At 38.2% G+C, this 11,147-nt stretch carries 14 protein-coding genes; 13 read left to right on the forward strand and 1 reads right to left on the reverse strand.

All coding sequences use genetic code 11. The annotated features are described in order from the left end of the window. Positions 1-134: 134 nt before the first annotated feature. The 12 genes from VB797_RS28520 (at position 135) to VB797_RS28575 (ending at position 9,423) form a co-directional block, all read left to right on the forward strand. The gene (locus VB797_RS28520) at positions 135-527 is read left to right on the forward strand and encodes a deaminase (protein ID WP_323241157.1); all 393 of its coding nucleotides are present in this window, start codon (positions 135-137) and stop codon (positions 525-527) included. A 2-nt stretch (positions 528-529) separates the two neighbouring features. After that, complete coding sequence (locus VB797_RS28525) at positions 530-946, forward strand: Imm1 family immunity protein (RefSeq protein ID WP_323241142.1); 417 nt, start codon at positions 530-532, stop codon at positions 944-946. 32 nt (positions 947-978) lie between these two features. Next, positions 979-1,158, forward strand: coding sequence for a hypothetical protein (locus VB797_RS28530; RefSeq protein ID WP_323241143.1), 180 nt, complete (start codon positions 979-981; stop codon positions 1,156-1,158). A 416-nt stretch (positions 1,159-1,574) separates the two neighbouring features. Next, the gene (locus VB797_RS28535) at positions 1,575-2,207 is read left to right on the forward strand and encodes a Uma2 family endonuclease (protein WP_323241144.1); all 633 of its coding nucleotides are present in this window, start codon (positions 1,575-1,577) and stop codon (positions 2,205-2,207) included. A 6-nt stretch (positions 2,208-2,213) separates the two neighbouring features. After that, a complete protein-coding gene (locus VB797_RS28540; protein ID WP_323241145.1) occupies positions 2,214-2,477 on the forward strand; it encodes a hypothetical protein in 264 nt (87 codons plus the stop codon). Continuing rightward, entirely contained in the window at positions 2,474-2,884 is a 411-nt protein-coding gene (locus tag VB797_RS28545; RefSeq protein ID WP_323241146.1) for a DUF1877 family protein, read from the forward strand. Before VB797_RS28540 ends, VB797_RS28545 begins: the two co-directional genes overlap by 4 nt. 148 nt (positions 2,885-3,032) lie before the next feature. Beyond that, complete coding sequence (locus VB797_RS28550; protein ID WP_323241147.1) at positions 3,033-4,598, forward strand: CPBP family intramembrane glutamic endopeptidase; 1,566 nt, start codon at positions 3,033-3,035, stop codon at positions 4,596-4,598. 484 nt (positions 4,599-5,082) lie between these two features. After that, complete coding sequence (locus VB797_RS28555; RefSeq protein ID WP_323241148.1) at positions 5,083-5,241, forward strand: hypothetical protein; 159 nt, start codon at positions 5,083-5,085, stop codon at positions 5,239-5,241. A 63-nt stretch (positions 5,242-5,304) separates the two neighbouring features. Further along, on the forward strand, positions 5,305-5,580 hold the full coding sequence (locus VB797_RS28560; RefSeq protein ID WP_323241149.1) for a hypothetical protein: 276 nt from the start codon (positions 5,305-5,307) through the stop codon (positions 5,578-5,580). A gap of 373 nt (positions 5,581-5,953) precedes the next feature. Beyond that, positions 5,954-6,139 carry a hypothetical protein gene (locus tag VB797_RS28565; RefSeq protein WP_323241150.1) on the forward strand — a complete coding sequence of 62 codons (186 nt, stop codon included), beginning with the start codon at positions 5,954-5,956 and terminating at the stop codon, positions 6,137-6,139. 140 nt (positions 6,140-6,279) lie between these two features. Then, entirely contained in the window at positions 6,280-8,679 is a 2,400-nt protein-coding gene (locus VB797_RS28570) for a heavy metal translocating P-type ATPase (RefSeq protein WP_323241151.1), read from the forward strand. A gap of 225 nt (positions 8,680-8,904) precedes the next feature. Next, positions 8,905-9,423, forward strand: a complete 519-nt coding sequence (locus tag VB797_RS28575; protein WP_323241152.1) for an FHA domain-containing protein — start codon at positions 8,905-8,907, stop codon at positions 9,421-9,423. Positions 9,424-9,484: 61 nt separating this feature from the next. Here VB797_RS28575 and VB797_RS28580 read toward each other — a convergent pair whose 3' ends face one another. Continuing rightward, on the reverse strand, positions 9,485-9,832 hold the full coding sequence (locus VB797_RS28580; RefSeq protein WP_323241153.1) for a hypothetical protein: 348 nt from the start codon (positions 9,830-9,832) through the stop codon (positions 9,485-9,487). A gap of 236 nt (positions 9,833-10,068) precedes the next feature. Between VB797_RS28580 and VB797_RS28585 the strand changes: the two genes are divergently transcribed. After that, a complete protein-coding gene (locus VB797_RS28585) occupies positions 10,069-10,989 on the forward strand; it encodes a TIGR01777 family oxidoreductase (RefSeq protein WP_323241154.1) in 921 nt (306 codons plus the stop codon). The last annotated feature ends 158 nt before the right edge of the window (positions 10,990-11,147 follow it).

The raw sequence follows: 11,147 nt of genomic DNA on the forward strand, positions 1-11,147 counted from the left end.
AATAATTATTTAGGTAAAATATTTCTAATAAATAGGACTTATCTGAAAGTGTATATAATTGCATTTTAGGTAAGTTCTTTTGATATGTCTTTTAAATAAATCGAAAAACGGCGAGGTAAAGAAAAACGAATAATATTTTTGATGAACTCGCTGAATACAGACAGCATATAGGCTTGCCACCAGCAGGTAGTGAAACAGATAAGTCAACTGTCGCTAAACTAGAAATAGGCGATCAAAGCTTCTTTGGTATCAATTCTAGTAGTAATCCTAGTCTTCGACAAATTACTTTTAGAGTTAATCCTATTACCAAAACTCATGCAGAAGCCGATGCTTTTCAGCAAGCAGCAGATGCCAGTATGAAAGGAGGTAAGGCTACTTTGATTGTAGATAGAGAACTTTGTGCGGCTTGCGGTTTAAGAGGAGGGGTAAATTCTATGGCTTGGCAGTTAGGTATAGAAGAACTAACAATTATTACTCCTGCTAAAAGTACAACTATAACAATTAAACCCCCAAAAAGAAGGAAGTAAAGATGTTTGTATCAAACTTATCAGTAGAACAATGGATTGATAACTTTAACCAAGATGAATTAATAGAAAAACCAACTTGGAATCAAATCGAAACAGCTATCCGAGAATTAAATGGTAAAAACAAAACTTTAGTAACTTTGGGTGCTGATGATGAAACTTATATGAGTATTGGAGGTGGTGCAGGAAAATATGTTGTTACCGCAACTTTTGATAACTTTGATTTTTATATTCTAGTTAATTTATTAAAACCAGACGATCAAATAGAAAAACTAGTTGTAGGCGCACAAGAAGGAAATTATTCAGCAAAAATGTGTGTTGATTTGCTACCTTGTTTGTTAGCCGCTAGAACTTTCGTAGAATCTGGAAAACTAGATACTTTACTTTCCTGGGAAGAAGATAAGTCATTAGTCACGGCTTAAAAATTATAGAATGTATTACAGGAGCAAATCGCGTGTCATACAATGACTTTACTTTATCTAAAGTCAGAAAAGTCTTTAATCTGACGATTTCTGACACGATTGATATCTTTGCTTCGATACCTGAAATAGAAACATCATCGTTACTTGTAGAAACTTTAAGGGAAAATCTTCCATTAGCACTAGCCAGCAATACAGAGAAATCTCGTTCGTAAATGATCCTTTCGCCGATTTTAATTGCAGTGAGAAAGTATTTAAAAAATCAAGTAAGTTTATTTTCAGGGATTGATTTCACAGTTGATTCCAGTCAAGGTTTAAATGGAAATTTCGACTTTATTTTCTGTCTTTCTCCATAATTATTAATTTTAAATGTCCCTGTAATTACTATTGTAGAAGCTAAAGAAAATATTAATGCAAGTTTAGGTCAATGCGTTGCAGAAATGCTTGCCGCTAAAATATTTAACGAGAAAGAAGGTAAGAACATTCCGATTATTTATGGAACTGTCACTACTGCAACTAATTGGAAATTTTTTAAACTTAATGAAAACATTGTAGAGATTGACCTCAACGAATACTATATTAAGAATATAAATAAAATATTTGGAATTTTGTGTCATATTCTTTCTGAAAAATGATTGTAACTTATACAAACGCAGAACAGCGAACCGTACTGCATAACATTAGTTGGGAAACCTTTGAAACTTTACTTATAGAAACTGGTGAAGATAGAGGTTCTCGATTTGCTTATGACGGTACTACTTTAGAAATTATGACTCCGCTTTTTGAACACGAAAATCCGAAGATAAATTTTGACCGTTTTGTATTTATTCTGGCTGAAGAACTGAATATAGAAATTAAAAGCGCTGGTTCGACAACTTTAAAAAGAAAAATTGTTAGAAAAGGAATAGAACCAGATAACTGTTACTACATTCAAAATGAATTAGCCGTTAGGGGAAGAGAAACCCTTGATTTAAGCAATTCTCCAGCACCCGACTTAGCAATTGAAATTGATATTACCAGTAGTTCAGTTGATAAGTTAGATATTTATTCTGCTTTAGGTGTTAGCGAACTGTGGAGATATGACGGTAACAATTTGAAATTCTATCAGCTACTTGAACAAGAATATGTTGAATGTGAATTTAGTATTGCTTTTCCTTTAGTATCGGTAAAAGATATTGGTAGATTTATCGAGCAAAGTAAAACTATGGGAGAAATAGCTTTGTTAAAGTCATTTCGGAGTTGGGTGAAAGAGAAAATAGGATAATTCGTAATGGGAATAGAAGTATATTTCAAACAAGTCCCTGCCTATTTATTAGAAAAAATTTTAAAATATCCTGATTTTGTTGAATTATTTGATGATGCTCAGTATTTACCTGACTCGCTTTTTTGGCAAGAATTCGATATTGATTTAGATGATTCGGAAGATTATGAATGGTTTAATGAAGCTACTAACTATGTAGGAGAAACTTTAGAAAAATTAAGACTTAAAAAAAAACCGAAGATTTTAAAAAGCTTGAATCAGATATCCCCTTGATAATTGCAGAAGGAAAAAAATATTTAGAATTCAATGTTGATAAAAGATGGCGTATCCTTCACTTTATACTGACTGGTTATGATGAATCAATTATTTTACCGTTTTTAATCGGCAACAATGAAAAAGATAGCTTACCTTCAATAAATGTCATTTTTGGAGGTAAAACAATAGAATATGAAACAGTTTATGAGCTTCCACAATATCTAACAGCCGATGAAGTGAAACAAGTTGCTCAAGCTTTATCAAATTTTTCTTATAACCAATTTCACCAACGGTTAAAATTGAAAAATTTAAGAGATGACTTTGATATAGTTTTTGATATTCTGTACAATATTTACAAAGAACTTCTAAATTATTACCAAGATGCGGCTTCTGGGCAAAATGCTATGTTTTTATCTCTAAGTTAGTTAATAATTTAGCTATTTCCCCCCATCCCCCCATCCCCCTCTCCTCATCCAAAAGTTAAATCATCCTAAGCTTTTCTCCAGAAAGATGTCTCTTGTGGCGTTTTATTGCGATAATTTCCAGAGAAAGCTTGTTAACTCCTATAGATAAATGACACTTAAGCGAATATTTTTAATTTTACTGACATTAGTCGCGATTTTAGTTTCCGGTTCCTCTCTAGTTGGAAGTTGGAAGGAACCTCAATTCCAAAGCGAGTTGGAACTGTATCAAACCAATATTGTATTGCAAGCAACTGAATGGCAATCCTCTGATAATAAGGAAATCCAAAGTGCAAAAACAGCGATACTTGGTGCAAAACCTCTTGATGGTGCGTTGAAACAATATCAAGAAGCACGTAATTCAGCGGAAACTAATTTGAAAAAAGCTCAAGAGCAATTAGCGCAATTACGCAAGCAACCTGAAATTACGACACCACCTCAATCATCGGTTCCTCCCGTAACTAATCTTTCCCCATCAGTACAGCAGAGACAATTACAGCAAACTTCCAGTCAGCTACAAAAATCCCTCGCTGAGTTGGACTTACAAATTGGTATTATCCAAGCACGTCAAGGTGATACAGATAGTGCGATCGCAACTTGGCAACAATTACAAAAAAATTCCAGCATCAATCCCCAATTTAGCGAAACCAGTCAGATGTTAATTGCATTGTGGGACGATTCCCCCAGAGTTTCAGAAGATGCTGAATTATTGATTAAAGATAATCTTCAAGGTTGGTTCCGCTATAGTGCTTTAGAAAAAACATATCAAATTGAGCAAGATACAAAATCTTTAAATAATCTTAAATTTACCGAGCAACAAGCCGCAGAAAAAGCTTTATTTAAGTTAACCGCGATCGCAACTCTTCCCGCATTGGGAGGTTTTATCGGTTTAGGGCTACTAATTTTTACTTTCGGACAGTGGGTAATCAAACGAAAAGCTGCATTATTAGCTCGAAATGCCGAGGAAAAATGGATAACTCCTTGGGATGGTGAAACAATTTTACAGGTTTTTGTGGTCGGCTTTTTCTTGATGGGACAATTACTCGTACCTTTCGCTTTACAGTTGCTTCCCATACCCCGTCCCGTCGATAACGTGCGAATCCAAGCATTTTACGTGTTGCTCAGCTATATCCTCGTTGCATCGGGTTCCCTACTAGTACTGTATTTGTCGATCAAACAATATTTACCCCTGACCGAAGATTGGTTTCGCTTTCGTTTGTGGGATGGGTGGGTGTTATGGGGGATCGGTGGCTATTGCGTGGCAATTCCGATAGTTATCGTGGTTTCCTTAATTAATCAACAACTTTGGCAAGGACAAGGTGGTAGTAACCCCCTACTACAAATAGTTCTAAAAAGTCAAGATAATCTCGCATTATTGATATTTTTCTCTACAGCTGCGATCGCCGCACCACTATTTGAAGAATTTTTATTTCGGGGATTTTTGCTCCCTTCCCTAACTCGCTACTTACCAGTATGGGGATCGATACTTTTTTCTAGTTTCTTGTTTGCTGCTGCTCACCTGAGCTTATCGGAAATTTTACCGCTGAGCGCATTGGGGATCGTGCTTGGTGTGGTCTATTCGCGATCGCGAAATCTTCTTGCTCCTATGCTTGTTCACAGTCTTTGGAACAGTGGCACTCTCCTGAGTCTATTTATATTGGGTAATAGTACTAATTGACACTCCACCTATACCGTTGTCAAAATAAAAAATAACTGCATTAATTATGTGTAACAAATTTGCGATGGGTATTTACCATAGTGAATGTAGATACATTTTTGGTTGCGAGCATAAATGCTCAATATAATAGCAATCTTAAAGATTATGTTAGATATATAACTGACTATCTAAGTAAACATATTAGTTTTTATTGATTAGTTTCAGCCTTTGTGGAGATGTAGGTTATTTTCAATTTGGCTAAAATTAAAAATAATCATTCGTATTCCACATTTATCAATCAATAGAATATCAGAGCGAGAAAGCACGATATATTTCGCTGTTGTTGTAAGCATCCGCTAAAGGGGTGTAACAAGTTCTGTCATCGGTTATAGCGCTCTAAAAAAGTCCGGAATTTTTCAACAAGGACTTGTAAAACTGAATATGGCATTGCTGATGGGTGGCAATTATTGTAATCAGTTGTGTTTTAGTAGCTATCTGTCGCTAAATGGCAGAAAGCAGCGATAAGCTGCTGAAAAAATATAAAAACAGTCGGAAGAGCATCCTGAATGCAATCAACTCAACACGCGGTTGGGGCTTGATTGTGGTAAGCATTATTCACTCATTTCAAACAGTATTAGGCTTGGTGGTAGCGATCGGTTATTGATCGATCCTTGCCAGCAGAAATTAGCTAACCAATTTTATATTTTTATTCTTAAGGAGCAGCGATATGGCAAAACTCACTCCCTCTCACGCTACCAAACAGCTAATGGCTGGCTACTGCGGGATTATTTTCGGAGGTTTTGGTATTCATAAGTTTGTTCTTGGTTACGCACCAGAAGGCTTAGTTACCATAATTATTTCTTTAGTTGGCGGTTATTTTACCTACGGTTTAAGTTTTTTGATTATGCAGCTTATAGGTTTAATTGAAGGAATGATTTACTTGAATAAATCCCACGATGATTTCGTTGGTACCTACTTCATGAATAAGCAAGGATGGTTTTAGAAAAATTATTAATTTGGAATAGTAATACTAATAACTTTACTTGTCAAATATATTTAGTATACATACCTTTGTGAGTGCGAGATTAGTTTTAGTTAGATTTTATGTAAATATTCAACTAAATTATTCATTAAGTCTTAGCGGTTAAATAGCTATAAACAAGATGAAAATCAAAGCATACAGAGAAATTATCTAATTTACTACCTAATCATAAGTTACTATTGCAAATTAATAATTTTGATAATCATATATTTATATATCCAATTTTTGTTGTTAAAATCTGGATAGAATTGCTGAAAATTAAAAATTAAAGTTTTAGATTATTTCTCAAATACATCTAAATAGACAACATAATATTTCTACCCCGCGCAGACCGATGTTCAAACGTAAAAATCTCACCTTAGTAATGCTTACTTGCTTGGGTATGGGTTACTTTTTGGCAATATCTAGTTTGTCAATCGATCCCTTTCTCAAAAGCCAAGCTGCTTTAATTCCATTCCAGGTAAGTGTTGTAATTTACTTTACTTATCTGCGTTGGCATCGCAACAAAGAATTTAGTTAAATATCTAGTTTCACAAAAATTCATACCTGAGACATTCGGTCATAAGTCCGGATTTCGCTTACCCTCGAAGTAGGGGCAACCATAATGTTATGTCCCAGAAGACGGCATCCTTGTTTTCATAGCGAATCCGAACATTTTCCATGCAACTTGCACCGCAAAAAAATCAAGCCGATACGCTCCTCAGCAAAAAAATTACCCTTGATGTCGAGGGTATGGTATGCGCTGGCTGTGTAAGAGCGGTAGAAAAGCAGTTAACTCAATTCCCAAAAGTCAACAAAGCAATTGTGAACCTAGCAACAGGGGTCGCAGTGGTAGACTCGGAATTGACAATAGATGCCGATGCATTAGCTGCGGAATTGACAGGGGCTGGATTTCCGAGTAAACCCCGCAAACCACGCACACAGACAGATAGCGCTCAAGCCTTACAAAAAGCTGAAGAAAAAAAGCGCCAAGAAATGCGCGATGCTCAAAGACAGTTGATAATTTCTGTATTGCTGCTAGTGCTTTCCGGAGTGGGACACTTGAGCAGTCTTAGCGGCTTAAAAATTCCAGCGCTGCACAATATCTGGTTGCACTTTGGATTAGCAACAGTAGCAATCTTAGTACCGGGTCGCCCCATTTTAGTAGATGGTTGGTTGGGTTTGCGACGCAATGCACCCAACATGAACACTTTAGTGGCATTGGGAACTCTAAGTGCATATATTGCCAGCGTAGTCGCGTTAATATTTCCTCAACTAGGTTGGGAATGTTTCTTCGACGAACCCGTAATGATATTGGGGTTCATTCTCTTGGGACGTACCTTAGAGAAACGAGCTAGAAATCGCGCTTCGGCCGCATTCCAAGAATTACTATCACTCAGACCCAACATTGCCCGATTAATATCTAAACGCAATCAAGATAACGACAATGAAACCAGGGAAATTATTGAAATTCCCGCCGAACAAGTCCGTATTGGTGAATGGTTGCAAGTCCTTCCAGGAGATAAGATTCCCGTTGACGGTGAAGTGGTAGAAGGTAAAACAGCCATTGATGAATCCATGCTGACCGGAGAATCAGCACCAGTCCCCAAACAAGTGGGAGACAACATCAGTGCAGGAACCATCAACCAGTCGGGAACAATCGTCATTGAGGCAACTCGTACAGGAGACGATACAACCCTAGCCCAAATTGTGGGTTTGGTAGAAGCAGCGCAAGTTCGTAAAGCACCCGTCCAGAGATTAGCCGATACTGTAGCCGGTTACTTTACCTACGGCGTTTTAAGTACAGCTTTACTAACATTTGTATTTTGGTACTTTATCGGTACTCACATTTGGCATGATATCGCTGTATCAGCAGTGCTTACCCATTCACACTCGACCCACAGCTACATCCATACCTCAACCCCAACTCATTACTCCCCAATCTTAATTAGTTTAAAATTGGCGATCGCCGTGATGGTGGTTGCTTGTCCTTGTGCTTTGGGACTTGCTACACCCACAGCAATTTTAGTCGGAACTGGTATCGGCGCGGAACAAGGTTTATTGATTAAGGGTGGGGATGTTTTAGAAAAGGTACATCAATTAAAGACAATAGTTTTTGATAAAACTGGTACCTTAACTACTGGTAATCCTACCGTCACTGACTGCATTCCCGTCTCGGATCGAACTACTGCTAGTAAATTGATTCAGCTAGCTGCTTCTGTAGAAAGTGGTAGTCAACATCCTTTAGCCTCGGCAATTCTCAACGAAGCAAAAAAACATGAATTATCGATACCCGCAGCGACCGATTTTCATACCGAACCGGGATTTGGTGTATCTGCCGTAGTTGAAGAGACGACGATATTATTAGGTAGCCGGGAATGGCTGAATTTGAACGGAATTGAAATTAATCAAACCATAATACAGCAAATTCAAACCTTAGCTAAAGCTGGTAAAACAGTAGTTGGTGTCGTAACTGGAAACGAAATTGCTGGACTGATTGCCGTTCAAGATACCTTAAGAGCAGATGCCTTTTCTACAGTCAAGCAGCTACGTTCTCAGGGGTTGCGAGTCATGTTACTTAGCGGGGATACTCAGGAAGCCGCTTTAGCTACAGCCCAACAATTAGGATTAGACCCTAATGATGCCATAGCAGGTATTCCTCCCGCCAAAAAAGCAGCAGTGATTGAATCGCTGCAAAATTCTCATCCCGAATCCCTTGTAGCAATGGTCGGTGATGGAATCAACGATGCACCAGCCTTATCGATCGCTGATGTCGGTATTTCCCTGCATTCGGGAACCGACGTAGCAATGGAAACATCTGAAATTGTCTTAATGCGAGATAAATTGCAAGATGTTGTTGAAGCGATCGCCCTTAGTCGTGCCACCTTCAATAAAATTCGTCAAAATTTATTCTGGGCATTTGCATACAATATAGTAGGAATTCCTTTGGCTGCTGGTGTATTATTACCGAGCCTCGGCTTCATTCTTAATCCCGGAGGTGCTGCGGCTTTAATGGCTTTCAGTTCCGTGAGCGTAGTTACTAACTCCCTGCTGTTAAGAAGATTTGCCACTAATTCCTAAAATCCTCCTTTAGAGATATTCTTTATGAGGAAAAATATCCGTTTAGCTCATCTCAGGTTAAACTAGGTCGGTAGTATTATGTTACGTTTCTCACATTAAAATGGTTGAAACGTTTCTTCTAGCTGAATCAATCTTCCAGAGTAAAACATTACCGTTCTACTTTTGCAATCAAAGTAAATATTGGAGATAGATAGCAGCTTCTGACCACTGATTAACGGTTCGATAATGGCAATAAACAATACCGAACGAATCTTGATTGCTGATAGTTTAAGCGGTTGTAGCAACGATAAGTCTATGGCAGTACAATCGAATGAAACTCATATCTTGATTATAGAAGACGACCAGGGACGCAAAGAATTTACCTTAGATAATCCCCTTTACTCTATTGGTAGAGACCGGGATTGCGATATTCATCTGGTATCGCAATTCGTCTCCCGTCGTCACGCCACTTTGGTGAAACTACCGAGAGAAGATGAAAATGACAAGCGATATTATTACCGCATTGTAGATGGTGACATCAAAGGCAGGGCTAGTTCTAACGGTTTGATGATTAATGGACGTAGCAAAATACCCGCTCACGACCTAAAGAATGAAGATGAAGTCGTATTCGGTCCGCAGGTACGTGCTATTTATTACATACTTCAACGAGATGCAACTCAAACCGGGCATACGGATGCTAGTGAATATGACATTACGTTAATAAACCCCAGTATGACCGAAGATACGGAAGATACTGAGGATTAGATTCTGCCCTGTAATAAATGTCCGGGGAGTTTGACGCTCCCCAAGCCATATAATTTCGATGTCAACTAGCGAAAGTTTCAACTAAATGCCAGTAACGGCTATCTTCAATGACTTGCTTCATAAATTCAAACACTCGTCGGCAGTGATTTTCAACTTGGAGTGGTAATTCTTCATTTTTAAACACCAAATTCATCTTGGTTTCTGTTTCAGTAGCCGTACTTTTGTCGATCAGTACTTCTATGGTGACAAATTTGGAAAAAGGAACGTTACCGGGTATCTCCCGTGCCATAATGTAGTCAGGTGTATAATATTGCACATCTAAATTACATTCTTGCAAAAGTTGAATCAATAGCGGTTGGAGATGGTCTATGGGCAGAGAAACAATATATGAACAGGTATAGCGAGCCATAATAGCCCCAGGTTTTATACTTATAACACTCCGTCCATCCTATAATACCTAGCCGTATAAAAGTTAAACAATTACAAATTCATTCACGAATAAAACAGCGATCGTGAGAGTAATATTACTAATATTCCAGTCAGAGTAAAGGATATGGGATTTGTAATACGATAGAAATATTCTTTTAGGTGTGGGTTACAGGTTCCCAAACCGAGTAAAATAATGTTTTGGTGCAGGTAAACAAATTGAAAGTCGCAATTACTGGAGCAACAGGATTTGTAGGCAGTCGTTTGGTAGAACGATTGCTTGTTGAGAATACGGAAGTACTAGTTTTAACCCGCGATCCCAACCGCGCCCAAAAGATTTTCCCGTCTAATGCTTATCCTAATGTAGAAATCGCTGCTTATACGCCAAGTACATCTGGTTCTTGGCAAAATCAAATAGCTAGTTGTGAAGCTATAGTAAATCTTGCAGGCGCACCTATTAGCGAAGGACGTTGGACGAGCGATCGCAAACAGTCGATTTTGAGCAGTCGTAAGTTAACTACACAAAAAATTGTTGAAGCTATAGTTAAGAGTACGACTAAGCCCAAAGTATTAGTCAATGCTTCTGCGGTTGGTTATTACGGTACCAGTGAAACAGCTATTTTTGATGAAAATAGCACCCCAGGCAGCGATTTTCTTGCTCAAGTTTGTCAAGAGTGGGAAACAGAAGCCCAGAAAGTGACAGATAGCGGCGTAAGACTGGTAATTCTGCGATTTGGAATTGTACTGGGAATGGGTGGTGCGCTTGGTAAAATGATTACCCCATTCAAGATGTTTGCTGGAGGTCCTATCGGTAGTGGCGAGCAGTGGTTCTCGTGGATTCACGTAGACGATATAGTTAGTTTAATACTCCAAGTTATAAATAGCCCGGAAATGTCTGGTATATACAATGCTACGGCTCCTCATCCCGTCCGCATGGCAGAACTATCTACAACGATGGGTGAAGTGATGAATCGTCCTTCTTGGCTACCCGTTCCAGCTTTTGCGATCGAAGCGATGTTAGGTGACGGCGCGGTAGTAGTCTTAGAAGGTCAAAAAGTTTTACCCCAACGCACTTTGCAAAGCGGTTTTAAATACGATTATCCCAATTTGAAGCCTGCTTTAGAAGAAATTTTGAAATGAAGGGAGTAGGGAGTAGGGAGTAGGGAGTAGGGAATAGGGAATAGGGAATAGGGAATAAAATTTAGTATTAGGACTTACGATATTGTCACAATACCCAGTTGGTGCGTGACACCACAAACAATATTGTTTCGTTCAAAATCACTCAAAGTGTTACACAC

This window comes from Rivularia sp. UHCC 0363 (assembly GCF_034931125.1).
Classification (GTDB): Bacteria; Cyanobacteriota; Cyanobacteriia; order Cyanobacteriales; family Nostocaceae; genus Rivularia.

Coding starts and splice junctions, on each gene's coding strand:
- VB797_RS28525 (WP_323241142.1), top strand. CDS start 530: ATGTTTGTATCAAACTTATCAGTAGAACAATGGATTGATAACTTTAAC.
- VB797_RS28535 (WP_323241144.1), top strand. CDS start 1,575: ATGATTGTAACTTATACAAACGCAGAACAGCGAACCGTACTGCATAAC.
- VB797_RS28540 (WP_323241145.1), top strand. CDS start 2,214: ATGGGAATAGAAGTATATTTCAAACAAGTCCCTGCCTATTTATTAGAA.
- VB797_RS28550 (WP_323241147.1), top strand. CDS start 3,033: ATGACACTTAAGCGAATATTTTTAATTTTACTGACATTAGTCGCGATT.
- VB797_RS28555 (WP_323241148.1), top strand. CDS start 5,083: ATGGCAGAAAGCAGCGATAAGCTGCTGAAAAAATATAAAAACAGTCGG.
- VB797_RS28560 (WP_323241149.1), top strand. CDS start 5,305: ATGGCAAAACTCACTCCCTCTCACGCTACCAAACAGCTAATGGCTGGC.
- VB797_RS28565 (WP_323241150.1), top strand. CDS start 5,954: ATGTTCAAACGTAAAAATCTCACCTTAGTAATGCTTACTTGCTTGGGT.
- VB797_RS28570 (WP_323241151.1), top strand. CDS start 6,280: ATGCAACTTGCACCGCAAAAAAATCAAGCCGATACGCTCCTCAGCAAA.
- VB797_RS28575 (WP_323241152.1), top strand. CDS start 8,905: ATGGCAATAAACAATACCGAACGAATCTTGATTGCTGATAGTTTAAGC.
- VB797_RS28580 (WP_323241153.1), bottom strand. CDS start 9,832: ATGGCTCGCTATACCTGTTCATATATTGTTTCTCTGCCCATAGACCAT.